Origin of the sequence: Rossellomorea oryzaecorticis (assembly GCF_038405515.1) — a bacterium.
In the GTDB taxonomy this organism is placed as follows: Bacteria; Bacillota; Bacilli; order Bacillales; family Bacillaceae_B; genus Rossellomorea; species Rossellomorea oryzaecorticis_A.
Window position 1 is genome coordinate 66,025 of the sequence record NZ_JBBYAF010000017.1, and the last position, 16,698, is coordinate 82,722.

A 16,698-nucleotide genomic window follows, 5' to 3' on the forward strand; every position below is an offset into this window, starting at 1 on the left:
ACATGTATCTTTACATAATGGTAATACTATCCTTACATGGAAAAGTGTAAGGAGAATGGTTATGCCAAAAATTCTAGCCGTCGAAACAGAAACCCCGCCTTTTAAAATCACTCAATCGGAAGCAGCCGAGTTTGCCCGGAATTTGTTCTCAGAAAGCTTCAAGGACATTGACCGACTGCTCCCTATTTTCGAAAATGGAGAAATTGAAAGCCGGTATTTTGTTAATGATCTTGACTGGTTTTCTACTTCTCATTCTTTTCAAGAAAAAAATGATCTGTTCATCCGTTACGCTGTACAAATGGGGAGCGAAGTAATAGAGAAGTGTCTGAAGAAGAATGATCTTAAATTTGAAGAAATTGAAGCCATTTTCACTGTTTGTACTTCGGGACTGGCGACTCCCAGCATTGAAGCCAGGATTATGAATGTACTGCCATTTCCCCCACATGTAAAACGCATACCGATATGGGGTCTGGGATGTGCAGGAGGGGCTGCAGGATTATCACGGGCATATGAGTACTGCCTGGCATTTCCCAAATCGAACGTTCTGATACTTTCCGTTGAATTATGTTCCTTGACGTTTCAGCACGGCGACCGTTCGAAGAGTAATTTAGTCGGTACATCCTTATTTGCTGATGGGGTGGCATGTACCATTGTATGTGGAGATGATAGTCAAACGATCAAAGATAAAAGCAGCCCGCTTCCATCTATCTTTGCCACTCAATCCACCACTTTAAAGAACTCCCTTGATGTGATGGGATGGAAAATAAAGAATGAAGGGCTATATGTTGTTTTTTCAAAAGATATTCCAACACTCGTGAAAAATTGGCTGAGGCCGAATGTGGAAGAATTCATACATTCACAGGGAATAAGAATGGAAGAGATTAATCATTTCGTTGCGCACCCAGGGGGAAAGAAAGTGATTGAGGCCTATCAGGAATCATTGGGATTTGATGACAGGATGACCCGTCATGCAATGAGAGTGCTGAAGAAATACGGCAATATGTCATCGGTGACTATCTTCTATGTGTTGAAGGAATTCCTGGAAGATCGTTGTCAAATAGGTGATATCGGCTTAGGGGCTGCATTAGGCCCTGGATTCAGCTCAGAATTGGTATTAATGAGGTGGGAATGATGAAATTTTTTATCCTATTCTTTACCGTATTGGTCATTCAGCGGTTAGTAGAGCTTGTAATCGCAAAGAAAAATGAAAAATGGATGAAAGATCGGGGAGCAAAAGAATTCGGTCAAAAACATTATCATGTAATGGTAATGATCCATTTCGCTTTTTTTCTTTCCTTGTTATTAGAGGGAGGTATCTACCATTCGGGCATTCATCCTTTATGGGAGTACCTGCTGGCTTTGTTCCTGATCACTCAGGCAGGAAGGATCTGGGTCATTTCTTCCCTTGGAAAGTACTGGAATACAAAAATCATCGTTCTCCCGGATGCAGAAGTAGTGGCTACCGGACCATATAAATTGTTCAGACATCCTAATTATCTAATCGTTACAATGGAATTGATCATTGTTCCCTTATTATTCAATGCTTATTGGACGTTATTCGTTTTTGCCGCTCTTAACCAGCTGATCCTATTGACAAGGATACCGGTCGAAGAAGGTGCCCTTAAAAATGAAACAGATTACGGTCGTATACATGTAAGGACACCTGGGTGGCTGGGGATAGTCAGAAAAGAAAAATAAATTTCTTATTGAAAATGATTATCGTTTTTGATACCATGTAATTGAACATGAAAATTATTCTCAATTGCTCGTCCAAATATAGAAAAAGGTGGGGAAAGAAATGGTATGGTTTCTAATTTTGCTTACGGTGGTTACATATGGCTTTATAATGAAGTACGTCCTGTCGAATGTGATGAAAGATAGACAGCCTATTCAGAAAGAAGCATCTTATCAAAATAGTTCCCGATCATTTGTCCCATCTAACCTTATTACAACAACAGAATCATCAAGCTAGTCTTCTTCCATTGAAGAAGGCTTTTTTTATTGTCCGGCATCATTTCATGAATACTCAATAACCTCCATAATGGAAGTTCCTCCAGTGGAAAAGGATACAGTCAATTATTTCTTAAAGGTATTTGTTAAAGCTTGTTGTAGATATTTAACTGGATCTAGCTATTGATTGGAGTGCAAGACGAAGACTCCTGCGGGAGAAGTGGCCAATGTGAGACCCCGCAGGAGCGGAGCGACGAGGAGGCTCACGGGTCATCCGCGGAAAGCGAAGTCTTGCATGGAAATCAATAGCGGTGAATACCCTCCTCTCCATTTCCGGAAAATTGAATATGATAGTTGAGATCATTCATTCTCTTCAAAGATAAATATCAAACCATAGAGAAATCCATTTAAATGCGATAAAATAAAAGCGTTATCATCTTTTGAAACAGAAAGGATCCAGAATATGAGCCGCATTGACCAAAAGAGTACCTACTTACATACAATCCTTCACCAGCTGGCAGGATACGATGACATCTTTCGCAGTAAAGGGGATGAAGAACGTTCCCGGAAAGTTGAAAGATTGGCAGAAAAAATATACAAGCAAGAGTTTATATTGGCATTTTGCGGACATTTCTCTGCAGGGAAATCCACCATGATCAATTACCTGATGGGGGAAGAAATTCTGCCATCAAGCCCGATCCCGACCAGTGCTAACCTGGTCAAAGTGCATCAGGCCAATGACGACTATGCAAAAATTCATTATCACAAAGGGAAGCCGGTTTACTTTCGAGCACCAATTGAGTATTCCGCGATCAAAGATTTCTGCAAAAACGGGGAAGATGTTTACTCAGTTGAAATCGGCAGAAGTGAGACTTCTTTGCCGGAAGGAGTGTCCGTCCTGGATACCCCGGGTGTCGATAGTACAGATGACGCTCACAGGCTTTCCACAGAGTCAGCTATCCATTTAGCGGACGCTGTTTATTATGTGATGGATTATAACCACGTTCAATCTCAAGTAAACTTTCAATTCACCAAAGAACTGAAGCGGCATGGCGTAAAGCTGTATCTTGTTGTGAATCAAATTGATAAGCATCAAGAGGAAGAGTTATCTTTCGAAAGTTTCAAAGAAGGTGTCAGTGATTCTTTTGCTTCCTGGGGAGTGGTCCCGGATAGGATTTTTTATACCAGTCTAAAAAATATGGAACATGAAAATAATGAAGCTGATGCACTGCGTGAATTGATTAAGGATCAGGTAGCAGAAAAGGAAGACTTAATAAAAGCTTCCGCCCGCTCAGGGATGTCGCAGCTTGTCCATGAACATGAAAACTGGTACGAAGAACAGCAGCACCAAGTCATTGAAGCGAGCGAAGAACATCTTACTCAAGAAGAGTGGGAAAATAAAGACAGTCTGCTTTTGGAAGAAGAAAAAATGTTAGACGAAATATCTTTGAACGACAGCAGCGAGGTTCAGCAGGACTTTGAAGATGAGAGAAGTAAAATTCTTAAGAACGCGTATTTAATGCCTTTTGAGACAAGGAATCTTGCAAAGGAATTTTTAGAAAGCCAGCAGTCTGATTTTAAAGTCGGCTTCTTGTTCTCCAAGCAAAAAACAGAAGAGGAACAGCACAGAAGAGCTCAAATATTTAAAGAAGAAGTGAACAGCAGAATAGAAACACAGCTGAATTGGCATTTAAAGACACTCGGGAAATCTTTACTAAAGAAAAGTCGTGGATCTTCCCGGACTCTCTTGGAAGATTGGGAGAAGCTATCACTGAAAGTGGATGAGAATTATTTAATTGGATTGATAAAGCCGGGTGCCAAGGTTACAGGGGATTACGTCCTGCAATATTGCGATAACCTCTCTGAAGATTTAAAGAAGAATGCAAGGAAAAAAACGAATGAATTATTTGAAAGCAGCTTAAAAGTTCTAAGATATGACACAGAAAGTAAGCAGCATCACATTCAAGATATGCTGCAGGCTCTTCGTCAAAAAACAGTCTATGTTCATAAGTGGAAGCTTCTGGAGGAGGAAAAGCTGCAGCAAATAGAAAAATTGGGAAATGTTACAGAGTCAGATAAGAAAGATGAAAAGATTCAAAGGTGGGTTAAGGAGTGGAAAGACAAGGATCAGTTTATTGAAGCATCCGACATACATGAACATGGAGCTGCACCAGTTTCAGAAACCTTGATAAAAGTGAATCACAGACCAGCTCAGGAAGATGACAGAAAGAACTCTCAGGTGTCCGTCGAACATGTGATAGAAAGGCTGGAGCGTATGTCACATGTGTTTAATGGTCTGCAAGGATTTAATAAAATTGCGGAGATATTGGAGGGTAAAAAGGAAAGGCTTGCCCATCAAACATTTACAATTGCCTTGTTCGGAGCATTTAGTGCAGGGAAATCTTCCTTTGCAAATGCCCTTCTTGGTAAAAAGGTATTACCAGTCAGCCCAAATCCAACAACGGCTTCAATTAACCGGATAAAGCCTGTGACCGATAGAAATCAGCATGAAACAGCAGATGTACAGATTAAATCTCATGAACAGCTTTTTCAGGATCTTTCCCATTCTCTGTCGTTTTTTGATAAGAGTATCACGAATATAGAGGACGCATTGAACATCATTCCGAGGCTGCAGGACGAAGTGGAAGGGGATGCGAAAGAAAAAATTCATCTTTCATTTCTCACAGCATTTTATAAAGGTTTTAATGATTTCAAAAATAGTTTAGGTGAAAAAATCACTGTCAGTTTAGAGGATTATAAAGGGTATGTAGCCGATGAAACCAAATCCTGCTTTGTTGAATCGATTGATTTATATTATGACTGTGATGTAACAAGAAAAGGAATAACGCTGGTTGATACGCCCGGAGCTGATTCGATCAATGCACGTCATACGGGAGTGGCATTCGAATATATTAAAAATGCTGACGCTATCCTATTTGTCACTTACTATAATCATGCGTTTGCAAAAGCAGACCGTGAATTTCTCATTCAATTAGGAAGGGTAAAGGATACGTTTGAACTCGATAAGATGTTTTTTATCGTAAACGCGATCGACCTCGCCAAAAATGAAGAAGAAAAGAATGAAGTTATAGAATATGTTCAAAATCAGTTGATTCAATATGGGATTCGCTTCCCGAGGATCTTTGGGGTTTCCTCATTACTTGCTTTGGGAAATCAGGATAGTCATTCGCATGGAATGGGAATCTTCAGAGGGGAATTTGATTCCTTTATTCAGCATGAACTTGTCAGTATGAGTGTAGATTCAGCAATGAACGAATGGGAGAAGGGCCTCAAACGATTCAAGAACTATATTGAGGCAGCTTCAAGCGACCAATCGAGTAAACAGCATCGGATGACTGAGCTGCGGGATACGAAATCCGTGGTGGATGAGTTGCTGGATGAAAGAACTTCCGCTGCCATGGAATCCGAAGTCAAACAGGAACTGGATGAGTTGATCTATTACTTGAAACAACGGGTGTTTTTCAGGATTTCCGATTTTTATAAAGAGGCTTTTCATTCAGGCCTGTTCTTGAATGAATCAAACCCTTCCAAGGCCTTGCAAAAAGGTTTGAAGGAATTCATCTCAAGTGTCGGGTTTGATTTATCACAGGAGTTGAGAGCCACATCGCTAAGAGTACAGCAATTTATCGGGAATAAGCTTGATGCCCAGTGGAAAGAGTTCGAATCAATCATCATGGAAAAGGATAAAGAGATTATACTTTCTTCTACTGATCTTGAAAATGAAGAAACCATCGAGTTTGAACAAGCGTTTAAACATAGCGGCCTGGAGAGATATAAAGAAGCCTTTTCTACTTTCAAGAACCCTAAACAATTCCTTGAGAAAGGTGGAAAAAAAGAAATACAGGAAGCGCTGGAGAAGAAACTCCATGGCCCTGCAGATGATTACTTGAGGCATGAAAAAGAAAGATTAAATGATTGGAGTCAAAAGGATATTAAAGAGAGATTCGCAAAACTGAAAGAAGAAGCAAAAGCACAAGCCTTTGAACAAATTAATGCAAATATCGAAGCATTGAGCACCGTTCAGGATATTGAGAAGCTTCGCAATGAACTTAAGTGGCTTGAGGAATCAACCTAAATCATGGGAGAGGGTGATCATGTTGACAGGCAATCCATTTCACTGCTGTGCCACCTGCATCCACATCCGGGCCAGTAAATCATTTTATAACTCAAAGACCACCTATTTTTGTTCCCGCTTGGGTTATGAGACAAAGACTTCATATCAATTTTCCTGCTGGGAACCGAAGGAAGCTGTAAAAGACTTGATGAAAAAGAGGGGGATATCTTAATGCATTTCGTTAAACACGTGGATTGGTTAAAGAATCATCTGAACGATAGAAATGTGAAAGTGATCGACTGCAGTTTTTCATTGGGTGATTCTTCAGCCGGTAAGAGGTCATATTTAAAAGAGCATATTCCGGGTGCGGTATATTTCGATCTTGGAAAGGACCTATCAGGGCATGTAAAAGAACATGGAGGCCGTCATCCTCTTCCCAATATGAAAAACTTCCTCAGAAAAATAGAAAACGCAGGCATCGACAATGAATCAATGATTATTGCATACGACCAGGGGGAAGGTGCTTTTGCAAGCAGATGCTGGTGGTTGTTTCGCTATTTGGGACATGAGCAAGTCTACGTATTGAACGGTGGATTTAAAGCCTGGAAGGAAAAAGGACTCGAAACTCAAACCACTATCCCTGACTATGGGGAAAGGAGCTATACTCCTTCATTCAAAGAAGACATGCTTGCTTCGTTAGAAGAAGTGGAACGAATTTCGGAAGGTAAGAGTCGGGCAATTTTACTTGATTCCCGCAGTAAAGAACGTTATTTGGGCTTAGAGGAGCCGATTGACCGTATTCCAGGTCATATCCCTAATGCGGTCAATACTCCTTGGACCGAAGGCGTGGACAAAGGGTTATTTCTCGATTTGGATAGGCAGAAACATCGGTTTGCAAGTTTTGACAAAGATGATCGCATTGTTGTTTATTGTGGCTCTGGCGTAACTGCCACACCTAACATTCTTGCCTTATTGGAGGCGGGATTTAAGGATGTGAAATTGTACGCCGGCAGTTACAGTGATTGGGTATCCTATGAACATCATAAAGTAGACAAGCAGTAATGACTGAACAAGCCTGTATACTCACAGGCTTGTTTTCTTTACCAATGGGGAGAAATTGAAAATATGTTATACTTTTAGAGGATTGCTTTTAACATAAGTAAGCATCGTGCTAATTTGTAATTGTCGGGAGTGGATGAAATGAAAAAAGATGAACACTTATTACTAATAGATGGGATGGCGCTCTTATTCCGGTCCTTTTTTGCTACAGCGGTAACAGGTCAATTTATGATGAATTCCAAAGGGCTGCCGACCAATGGCGTCCAAGGATTCATGAAGCACCTCCTGATGGCGGTCGATCATGTCAAACCGTCTCATATCCTGGTGTGCTGGGACATGGGAAGCCAAACGTTTCGCAATGAGGTATACACAGAGTATAAATCGAACCGGAATGCTCCTCCGGTTGAGCTGATTCCACAATTTGATCTGGCCAAGGAAGTGGCAGAAGGGTTCAATTTGGCAAATGTAGGGGTGCCCGGCTATGAAGCCGACGACTGTATCGGTACTCTTGCTAAGGCACACCATAAGGATCGCAAGGTGACGGTTCTGAGCGGGGACCAGGATTTACTTCAATTACTTGATGAAAATTTAGAAATCATGTTATTGAAAAAAGGGTTCGGAAATTATCAAACGTATACGAAGGACCTGTTTATCGAAGAACGCGGAATCACACCAGAGCAGTTTATTGACGTTAAAGCGTTAATGGGTGATACGAGCGACGGATATCCCGGAGTGAAAGGAATCGGAGAAAAAACAGCCGTGAAATTGATACAGGAATACGGTGATATTTCCGGTATATTAAATAATCTCGATAAAATAACACCGTCTCAACAAAAGAAAATCGAAGCGGACCTTGATATGCTGCACATTTCAAGAAAATTAGCAGAGATTCATTGTGAGGTACCGTTACCTCTCTCGATTGAAAATGCTGCTTGGAGTCATGTATCGCATTCTTCCATATCTTATATCGAAGAACTTGAATTAAAAGTACTGAGAAGATTCTTATTGAGCGCCGAATCATTAATTGCATCTAGTTAAACAAATAAAGAGCCAGGTTCCTGTAAAAACCTGGCTCTTTATTTCATTTGGTATTCTGATGTCAGCAGACTATTTTGTATTCCGCTTTTTTGCAGCGTTTTCCAGCTTGCTCTTTGGTTCCTGGGCAAATTCTGTATCCGCTGCATTTCCTTGTGGAGTGACACTGCCAGCTGCTTTTCCTTTATTCTTATTATTATTTTTGCTCATGATAACGCCTCCCATACAAGATACATACAGTATTATTTTGCGTCCTGTTCCTTAAAATATCCTATGTAAACAAGTATTTTAGGACAGACTATTGGCAAGGGAGGTGTATAGGGTTGAATAAAGGTGTACTGACAGCCTTATTAAGTATTTTTTTGGCTCAAGGTTTCAAGATCCCTCTTCATTATATAAAAAAGAAGGAATGGAAACCCGAACTGTTTTTTCAGACAGGGGGTATGCCTAGCTCTCACAGTGCAGGGGTTGCTTCTTTAACTACTTTCATTGCATTGAAAAAAGGAGTCAAAACGATTGATTTTGCTCTATCCTTTGTCTTTGGTTTGATCGTCATGTATGATGCCCAGGGGATTAGAAGGCAGACAGGTGAATTGACACTTAAAGTGAACAGTCTGGATGAGCTTGTTAGAAAAGCGCACGATAAGGAATCGGTGGAGTTTGAAGAGAAAAAGCCTAAAGCACTTAAAGAAATGCTCGGACATCATCCTCAAGAGGTTGTAGGAGGTGCTCTTTTTGGGCTGGTCATGGGGGCTTTGGGATTTTTAATCTCAAAAAAAGATAGGCAAAGAAAAAGATTTTTTGTAAGATGAAGAAGACAATGCTGTAATTAGGGTGAGGAGAAAAGTGAAAAAGACAACAGAAGATTTTCTCATTGATTTGGAAAACAGGGGATTTAAATTTCAGGAAGATGCAATCGGGTTTATCTATTTTGGAAAAAAATACACGGATGCATCGGATGAATTGGTCAACAGTGCGATTGAAATCACATTAAAAGCTCAAAAGCAGTTTGACTCAAGCTTTTATATGTCTATATTGGAAAGGCTTCATTCCCAGAAGATTACATCAAGGAAAGAAGCGTTGAAATGGATGGTCCATCAGGGACTCTCATAAATACGATAAGCGCTCAGTCTTGGGATGGCCGGTGAAGCCGCTATTTGACTTCATTTGGGGACCCAAACGTCTGAAGGGCCGGGCGCTGGAGCCGGAAATCAAAAAGGAGTGCCGACAGGCCTCCTTTTTGTATTCAGTGCATAAAGCTATAAGAAAAGCCGTTAATTTAGATGAATGGCTTTTCTGGCCAGCTCATCAGCCATTTTGTTTTCTTTACTCGGTACCCACTTTATGAAGAACAGTGGGATTTGTTGTGAAAGAGCCAAGATTTCCTGCAACACAGGTTTATAGGCAGCACTCTTTACGAATTCTTTCTCCACCGCTTGTACAAGGGCTTGAGAATCACTGCGGATCCAGACTGTTTGAGCGTGATTTTCAATACATATTTCCAACGCTTTCATACAGGCAGTGAATTCGGCCAGATGATTATCCATTTCACCGAGCGGGAATGAAAAATGTTCCAGTTTCCCGTTTTGTTTTAATACGATTCCAGCACCGCTGGGACCAGGGTTACCCGCACTTGCCCCATCAATATTTACTTCAAACATCGGTTTCACCTCGAATAAATGGTTGGTTTAATCAATAGTGTCAGGGAATCGTTTAGCCAGATACCCAAAAGGTGTATCCAATAAAGAAATGATCCATTTTAACAGATAAGTTGTGATGAATATCTCTAACCAGATTTCCAATGGAAATGTGCCTAAGAAGGCAATGCTTGTAAATACAAGCGTATCCAAAAGCTGACTGATCATAGTACTTCCGTTGTTACGAATCCAAAACTGAGCGTCTGTCGGGAATTTTTTCTTTAAATATGAAAAAATATATACATCTGCAAATTGACTTACTAAGTATGCAGCCAGGCTTCCCAGTGCAATTCTGGGGATCAAACCAAAAATGGTGGATAATGCTTCTTGGGCAATATCTTCAGGATGGGGTTGAAAAAGCAGGGCCAGCTGCATAATAATAGTCATAATGAGTAATGTGAAAAAGCCTAACCAAACAGCTTTTTGGGCTTCCTTTTTTCCATACCTTTCATTTAATATATCAGTTACCAAGAATGCAGATCCGTACATCGCATTACCCAGAGTGGCTGTTAAGCCAAATATCTCGATGGTTTTGACAACTTGCAGGTTGGCAAGGATGGTTGCAATGCCCACCCAAACAAATAATCCGGTTCGTCCAAATAATCTATACATTATGAGCATCAGCGTGAATGTACAGAGGACAAACAATAGACCGAACCATATATTAAACATGGAAATCCTCCTCTTGCATGAACAATAATCTCCATTATACAAATAAATGTAAGCTTGAACAATATGAAGACTCCAGATGGAAGTGAGTGATCACGATGAAGATGAAACTCAAGTTCAAATATGCAAGTAAAACAAGCAGTGATATTTGGTTCGAATCCTCTTGGTTTTCAAGAAAGGAAACAATGATTCATGTCGATGATTTAATGAAGACGGGAAGGGTCGTGGAACTTGAAATCATCGATGAAATGGAAAATTCCTGGACCCGTAAAGAATTCATCAAGTTAAATCAGGAATTGGATAAAGAACCAGATAATATCGTTGTCTTTTTCGATGGCGGCTTTGATAAAGAGCAAGCCCTTTCAGGGATCGGGATTGTTGTTTATTACGAGAAAGGTGATGACCGCTTCAGGATACGGAAAAATGAAAAACTCGAAGGACTGGAAAATAATAATGAAGCAGAGTATGCGGCTCTGCATAATGCTCTTCTCCTTCTTGAAGAAATCGGTGTGAAGAATGCACCTTGCACGATCAAAGGAGATTCACAAGTTGTACTGAAGCAGCTTGAAGGGGAATGGCCTTGTTTTGATGACGGGTTAAACAGATGGCTCGATCGAATTGAACTTGTGATCGATATGTTGAAATTGAAGATTACGGTAGACATCTTGAACCGAAATGATAACAAGGAAGCGGATAAACTCGCTAACCAGGCTCTATCAGGGACTGAGGTGCACAGTCATAAACGGATAGAATAATTTCAGTCAGGATCATATATCCTATAAATACAAACGAAAGATGGATGAAGTTTAGAGGTGATGAAATGGAACGCAGACAAGTAGTTGATAAAGTGGATGAGTTAATTGACACCTATTGCAGCGACTGTTTGCTTAAAGCATATTTTCGTAAGGAGTTTGGTAAATCAAGGGCCCATCGTTTCTGTATCGAAGAGTGTACAGTCGGGGAACAGCTTAAGTACTACGGAGATAAACTGAAGTAGTTGCAGCAAAAGTATCTTAATAAATGGAAAAAGCGGACGATTTCGTGAATCGTCCGCTTTTTATTTATGGGTTTGATTATATTTTCACTACGTTAGCTGCTTGAGGTCCACGGTTACCTTCAACAATTTCGAAAGAAACTTCTTGACCTTCCTCTAAAGATTTGAATCCATCGCCTTGGATTGCTGAGAAATGTACGAATACATCGTCTCCGCCTTCTACTTCAATAAACCCGAATCCTTTTTCATTGTTAAACCATTTTACTTTACCATTTTGCATATTCTTCTTATCCTCCTAAATCGTTCAAGCACAAAAATTGTGCTTCTGGAAAATTTATCACGAAATGTTGACTCTTACTGCTTAAGCACTAAAAATCGACCCACTTCAATGATGTCTTTACTATACAATATGCAGATTTTAGAGTCAACATCACCAAAATTTATTTTAAGGAAATTTTTAAAAAGTTTATATCGCCATAAGAGAGTAGCAATTCATATAACAATGGATAGTTAAATATTCAAATATTTACGTATGAAAGGTTGACATAAATTGAATAAGGAAATAAAATTTGCACTAAGGAAACTTTTGTTGCATAAGTGAAAATTTATAACTTTAATTAAAATAAGTTGCTTATGTAAAAAAAGGTGAAACATATAAAAACTTATTGAATAGTTTAGAGGTAGTGGATCGAATAAACATGAGAAAAAGTGAGAGAGGAGATTAAACATGAACAAAAAGTTAGTGACACTTATCGGAATGGTCATCATTTTAATAGGAGGATTGTTCCTTTCGGGGTGCGGAACAACCGTGAGTGAATCTGCGGATGATAAAATAGTCGTCACCACAACAATCGGCCAAATCGGGGACGCAGTAAAGAATATCGGAGGGGATCATGTAGAAGTTCACAGTTTAATGGGACCAGGTGTTGACCCTCACTTATATAAAGCTAAGCAATCAGATATAGGGAAACTTCAAGAGGCAGATATTATTTTCTACAGTGGTCTTCATTTAGAAGGGAAGATGCTTGAAATATTTGAAAAAATGAATAAGGAAAAGCCGACATACGCGATATCAGACAGCATTCCTAAAGATAAACTTAGAAAAGATGCAGCGGATAACACAGCAATGGATCCGCATGTGTGGTTTGACATTGATTTATGGAAAATAGCATTGGAGCAAGTACGTGATGGCTTAATTGAGAAAGACCCCGATAATAAAGAAGATTACATCAAAAATACTGAAAAATACTTTGCTGAATTGGATGAATTGAAAGCATATGCTGCCAAAGAAATGTCTATGATCCCGGATGAACAGCGGGTTCTTGTTACAGCGCACGATGCGTTTAACTATTTTGGTGCTAAATATGATCTTCAAGTCATGGGACTGCAAGGGTTAAGTACGGATTCAGAGTATGGTCTTGCAGACGTACAATCGCTGGTAAATACATTGGTTGACAGAAATATCAAAGCTGTCTTTGTGGAATCAAGCATTTCAGAAAAGTCGATTAATGCCGTTATAGCCGGTGCAAAGGATAAAGGGCATGAAGTGAGTATCGGCGGAGAATTATTCTCAGACGCCATGGGGAAAGAAGGAACAGAGGAAGGTACGTATATCGGAATGTATCGGCATAATGTCGATACAATTGTCGAGGCATTAAAGTAAGGGTGAGGAGGATAGATCATGAATTCAGTAGAAATAAAAGGCTTAACAGTTGCTTATCATAGAAAACCAGTCCTGATAGACGTTGCATTTTCTGTTCCCAAAGGTAAGCTGATCGGAATCGTCGGTCCTAACGGAGCTGGTAAATCCACATTGATAAAAGCGGTTTTAGGATTGATTCCGCGATCATCTGGAGATGTCAAAATATTTGATAAATCGTATTCGCCAAAAAGTAAAACGGTAGGGTATGTCCCTCAACGGGGATCTGTTGATTGGGATTTTCCAACAAATGCTCTTGATGTTGTTTTAATGGGTAGATATGGGCATTTAGGATGGTTTAAGAGACCCTCTAAAAAAGATGTTGCGTTTGCAATGGAATGTTTGGATAAAGTCGGGATGACTCAATATGCATCAAGACAAATAAGCCAGCTTTCAGGAGGGCAGCAGCAAAGAGTCTTTCTTGCACGTGCACTTGCTCAGGAAGCAGAAGTTTATTTTATGGATGAACCTTTTGTAGGGGTGGATGCTGCAACAGAGAAAGCCATCATCTCTTTATTGAATGAATTGAAGGAACAGGGAAAGACTGTTTTGGTCGTTCATCATGACCTGCAGACTGTTACAGAATATTTTGACTGGACGCTTCTGCTAAACAGAAAGACAATCGCATATGGCCCGACTGCAGATGTATTCAATGTCGATAATTTACAACTGACCTACGGCGGGAAATTATCTTTCCTTGAAAAGGATAAAATGCTGATTCAACCATAAGGAAGGGGTGAGTAAGGTGAGTCATTTATGGCAATCGATCTTGACAGACGGCAACACGCAATGGGTGCTGCTCAGTACGTTATTATTGGGGATAGCAAGTGGTGTATTAGGGAGTTTTGCGCTATTGAGAAAACAAAGTTTAATAGGCGATGCAGTGGCCCATGCAGCGCTTCCCGGTATTTGCTTTGCTTTTATGTTCATTGGTGAAAAGAATTTCTTCGTGTTATTAATTGGTGCAGCTGCAACCGGATTGCTGGCAGCCTATACGATACAATTAATAACCAATACAACGAGGATCAAGGAAGACACAGCAATCTGTTTAGTACTATCGGTTTTTTTCGGTTTGGGTATTGTCCTACTGACAAAAGTTGCCCAGATGCCGACAGGAAACCAGAGCGGATTGGATGACTTCATCTTTGGTCAGGCAGCTTCCCTTGTCGGAAGGGATGTCCAGCTGATGGGTCTGACGGCAGCCGCATTAATTGTGATTACAACTTTGCTATTTAAAGAATTTAAAGTGAGCACATTTGATCCTCAATTCGCAAGGGGAATTGGGCTCCCTGTGGGCTTATTGAATTTTTTCTTCGTTTCCCTTTTAGTGATTACTGTCGTCATCGGTATTCAGGCAGTAGGGGTCATTTTAATGGCAGCCTTGCTGATCACACCTGCAGTATCAGCCAGATACTGGACGGATTCACTGCGTACGATGGTATTAATATCAGGAATAGTGGGCGGGTTATCAGGAGCAGCGGGAACGTTGATCAGCACCTTGGGAAAAGGTTTATCGACAGGTCCTTTCATTGTGTTGAGTGCAACAGTGATTTTCATCGTCTCCCTGCTATTTTCTCCCAAAAGAGGATTATTTTCAATAATTCTGAGAAGAGCCAGGAATGATGATCGTCTGGCCGTACGCTTCGTTTTAAAGAAAGTCCATGTATGGAGAGATAAGTCTATAAGCGAAGAATTTCTGTTTCAGGAAACGAATATTTCAAAAATAAGGTTTACGCGTGTCATTAACCATCTGATGAAACACGGTTATATCTTAAAGTCTGACGGGATCATTTCTATAACCGATTCAGGTACTATGAAAGCTGAGCAATTCAGGTTTGTAGATGAAATGGTGGAATTGAAAGAAATGTACCCAAGTGAATTGGGTTCGCTTGACATCACCTGGATCGAGAAGCAAGAAGAAGAAGCCTTATCTAAAGATCAACTAAAAAAGCTTCAATCGAAAATGTCAGAGATTTATACTCAAAATCCTTTTTTAAACATAAAAGTAACTGCCGGAAAAGGAGGGCGGAGATATGAGCTATGAACTTTGGATACTTTTTACAGGCAGCCTGGTAGGGTTGTCGTGCGGGGTGATCGGCTGTTTTCTGATTCTGAGAAAAATGTCCATGTTAGCTGATGCCATTAGTCACACCGTCCTTCTCGGGCTGGTAATGGCTTTTATCATCAGTCAAAGCATGAATGGGTTTTACATGCTGATTGGTGCAGCAGCGGCCGGATTACTCACGACTTTTATCGTTCAACTGTTAAATTCGAGCGGTATCCAGGAAGATGCATCCATCGGTGTTGTTTTTACTTCACTATTTGCATTGGGGGTCATTCTCATTTCCTTGTTTGCCAAAAATGTTCATCTGGATGTTGAGCATGCATTGATGGGTGAAATTGCTTTTGTCCCTTGGAACACGCTCTCATTGCCTTTCCTGGGACCCATACCTAAGTCTGTTGTCATGCTTGGATCTATTCTGATTATAGATGTGACAGTCATTCTTCTCTTATTCAAAGAATTTAAGTTAACGTCATTCGATCCCGACATGGCAGCCGCAATTGGCATTCCAGTTTTAGTCATTCATTATATCCTGATGGGATTGGTTTCCGTGACGACGGTATCTGCATTCGACAGCGTGGGAGCGATTCTCGTTGTTGCCATGTTGATTGCACCGGGGGCTACAGCTTATTTATTGACAGACAGATATAAGGTAATGCTACTCTTGAGTGGTGGCATTGGGATCTTTGACAGTGTAGCTGGATATTATGGCGCAAAGATTTTCGACGTATCCATTTCAGGTGCGATGGCAGTGGCGGCCGGCATTGTGTTTTTTATCGTATGGATGGTATCACCAAAGTACGGCTTGATTTCTAAATTTCTTAATCAAAGAAGGCTGACCGGACAGTGATACGCAGTCCCGGGTTGTATTCCTCCTGTTCTTATAGTAAACTTTTATTGATATTTATGGGAATTTGGAGGGTGCAGAATGCCTACACCAAGCATGGAAGACTATTTAGAACAGATTTACTTGTTAATTGAGAATAAAGGGTATGCAAGAGTATCCGATATAGCTGAAGCTTTAACGGTACATCCCTCCTCAGTGACAAAAATGGTGCAGAAATTAGATAAAGATGACTACCTGGTATATGAAAAATATCGTGGGCTCGTACTGACTCCAAAAGGAAATAAAGTTGGAAAACGCTTAGTATACAGACATGAGCTGCTTGAGCAATTCCTTCGGGTAATCGGTGTAAAGGAAGAACATATATATGAAGATGTTGAAGGCATCGAACATCATTTGAGCTGGGACTCCATTGACAGGATCGGGGACCTGGTCCAGTTTTTTGAAGAGGAAAAAAAGAGGATTCAAGATTTAAGAGATGTTCAAAGTAGAAGTGAATAAGAAAAGCGGAAGCGCCTTGGTCAGCCCCGACAAGCGTTGGAGGGCCGACCGGTGAAGTCGCTCTTTGACTTCATTGGGCGGACCGAAACGTCTCGAGGGGCTAGGCGCTGGAG

Annotated in this window: 19 protein-coding genes; 15 read left to right on the forward strand and 4 right to left on the reverse strand. The window is 40.5% G+C overall.

Features of this window, described 5'->3' with window-relative positions:
* The first annotated feature begins 61 nt into the window (after positions 1–61).
* The 6 genes from AAEO50_RS10420 to AAEO50_RS10450 all read left to right on the forward strand — a co-directional run bounded on the left by AAEO50_RS10420 (position 62) and on the right by AAEO50_RS10450 (position 8,122).
* Entirely contained in the window at positions 62–1,132 is a 1,071-nt protein-coding gene (locus AAEO50_RS10420) for a type III polyketide synthase (protein ID WP_341983239.1), read from the forward strand.
* Positions 1,132–1,698, forward strand: a complete 567-nt coding sequence (locus AAEO50_RS10425) for an isoprenylcysteine carboxyl methyltransferase family protein (RefSeq protein ID WP_341983241.1) — start codon at positions 1,132–1,134, stop codon at positions 1,696–1,698. The genes AAEO50_RS10420 and AAEO50_RS10425 overlap by 1 nt, the downstream gene beginning before the upstream one ends.
* Before the next feature lie 100 nt (positions 1,699–1,798).
* Complete coding sequence (locus AAEO50_RS10430; RefSeq protein WP_341983243.1) at positions 1,799–1,972, forward strand: hypothetical protein; 174 nt, start codon at positions 1,799–1,801, stop codon at positions 1,970–1,972.
* Between the two features lie 441 nt (positions 1,973–2,413).
* On the forward strand, positions 2,414–6,046 hold the full coding sequence (locus AAEO50_RS10440; protein ID WP_341983245.1) for a dynamin family protein: 3,633 nt from the start codon (positions 2,414–2,416) through the stop codon (positions 6,044–6,046).
* A 210-nt stretch (positions 6,047–6,256) separates the two neighbouring features.
* Positions 6,257–7,087, forward strand: a complete 831-nt coding sequence (locus AAEO50_RS10445; RefSeq protein ID WP_341983247.1) for a sulfurtransferase — start codon at positions 6,257–6,259, stop codon at positions 7,085–7,087.
* A gap of 138 nt (positions 7,088–7,225) precedes the next feature.
* Positions 7,226–8,122 (forward strand): 5'-3' exonuclease, encoded by an 897-nt coding sequence (locus tag AAEO50_RS10450; protein ID WP_341983249.1) that lies wholly within the window; start codon positions 7,226–7,228, stop codon positions 8,120–8,122.
* A 69-nt stretch (positions 8,123–8,191) separates the two neighbouring features.
* On the opposite strand, the gene sspL is transcribed toward AAEO50_RS10450, so the two are convergent.
* The gene (gene sspL / locus AAEO50_RS10455) at positions 8,192–8,329 is read right to left on the reverse strand and encodes a small, acid-soluble spore protein L (RefSeq protein WP_341983252.1); all 138 of its coding nucleotides are present in this window, start codon (positions 8,327–8,329) and stop codon (positions 8,192–8,194) included.
* 113 nt (positions 8,330–8,442) lie between these two features.
* Here sspL and AAEO50_RS10460 point away from each other — a divergent pair, with 113 nt between their 5' ends.
* Both AAEO50_RS10460 and AAEO50_RS10465 read left to right on the forward strand, forming a co-directional pair.
* Complete coding sequence (locus tag AAEO50_RS10460) at positions 8,443–8,931, forward strand: divergent PAP2 family protein (RefSeq protein ID WP_341983254.1); 489 nt, start codon at positions 8,443–8,445, stop codon at positions 8,929–8,931.
* 34 nt (positions 8,932–8,965) lie between these two features.
* Positions 8,966–9,232 carry a DUF6123 family protein gene (locus tag AAEO50_RS10465; protein WP_341983256.1) on the forward strand — a complete coding sequence of 89 codons (267 nt, stop codon included), beginning with the start codon at positions 8,966–8,968 and terminating at the stop codon, positions 9,230–9,232.
* A 161-nt stretch (positions 9,233–9,393) separates the two neighbouring features.
* On the opposite strand, the gene AAEO50_RS10470 is transcribed toward AAEO50_RS10465, so the two are convergent.
* Positions 9,394–9,780: a reverse transcriptase-like protein gene (locus AAEO50_RS10470; RefSeq protein ID WP_341983259.1), complete on the reverse strand. Its 387-nt coding sequence runs from the start codon at positions 9,778–9,780 to the stop codon at positions 9,394–9,396.
* A 27-nt stretch (positions 9,781–9,807) separates the two neighbouring features.
* Positions 9,808–10,488, reverse strand: a complete 681-nt coding sequence (locus tag AAEO50_RS10475; protein WP_341983261.1) for a queuosine precursor transporter — start codon at positions 10,486–10,488, stop codon at positions 9,808–9,810.
* 95 nt (positions 10,489–10,583) lie between these two features.
* On the opposite strand from AAEO50_RS10475, the gene AAEO50_RS10480 reads away from it, so the two are divergent.
* Entirely contained in the window at positions 10,584–11,240 is a 657-nt protein-coding gene (locus AAEO50_RS10480; protein ID WP_341983263.1) for a reverse transcriptase-like protein, read from the forward strand.
* 44 nt (positions 11,241–11,284) lie between these two features.
* Positions 11,285–11,482 (forward strand): zinc-finger domain-containing protein, encoded by a 198-nt coding sequence (locus tag AAEO50_RS10485; RefSeq protein WP_425383181.1) that lies wholly within the window; start codon positions 11,285–11,287, stop codon positions 11,480–11,482.
* A 76-nt stretch (positions 11,483–11,558) separates the two neighbouring features.
* Here AAEO50_RS10485 and cspD read toward each other — a convergent pair whose 3' ends face one another.
* Entirely contained in the window at positions 11,559–11,759 is a 201-nt protein-coding gene (cspD, locus tag AAEO50_RS10490; RefSeq protein ID WP_341983265.1) for a cold-shock protein CspD, read from the reverse strand.
* A gap of 447 nt (positions 11,760–12,206) precedes the next feature.
* On the opposite strand from cspD, the gene AAEO50_RS10495 reads away from it, so the two are divergent.
* The 5 genes from AAEO50_RS10495 (at position 12,207) to mntR (ending at position 16,585) form a co-directional block, all read left to right on the forward strand.
* Positions 12,207–13,142, forward strand: coding sequence for a metal ABC transporter solute-binding protein, Zn/Mn family (locus AAEO50_RS10495; RefSeq protein ID WP_341983267.1), 936 nt, complete (start codon positions 12,207–12,209; stop codon positions 13,140–13,142).
* Positions 13,143–13,160: 18 nt separating this feature from the next.
* Positions 13,161–13,907: a metal ABC transporter ATP-binding protein gene (locus AAEO50_RS10500; protein ID WP_341983269.1), complete on the forward strand. Its 747-nt coding sequence runs from the start codon at positions 13,161–13,163 to the stop codon at positions 13,905–13,907.
* 16 nt (positions 13,908–13,923) lie between these two features.
* Positions 13,924–15,222, forward strand: a complete 1,299-nt coding sequence (locus tag AAEO50_RS10505) for a metal ABC transporter permease (protein ID WP_341983272.1) — start codon at positions 13,924–13,926, stop codon at positions 15,220–15,222.
* On the forward strand, positions 15,212–16,090 hold the full coding sequence (locus tag AAEO50_RS10510; protein ID WP_341983275.1) for a metal ABC transporter permease: 879 nt from the start codon (positions 15,212–15,214) through the stop codon (positions 16,088–16,090). The genes AAEO50_RS10505 and AAEO50_RS10510 overlap by 11 nt, the downstream gene beginning before the upstream one ends.
* Before the next feature lie 78 nt (positions 16,091–16,168).
* Positions 16,169–16,585 carry a transcriptional regulator MntR gene (mntR, locus tag AAEO50_RS10515; protein WP_341983277.1) on the forward strand — a complete coding sequence of 139 codons (417 nt, stop codon included), beginning with the start codon at positions 16,169–16,171 and terminating at the stop codon, positions 16,583–16,585.
* The last annotated feature ends 113 nt before the right edge of the window (positions 16,586–16,698 follow it).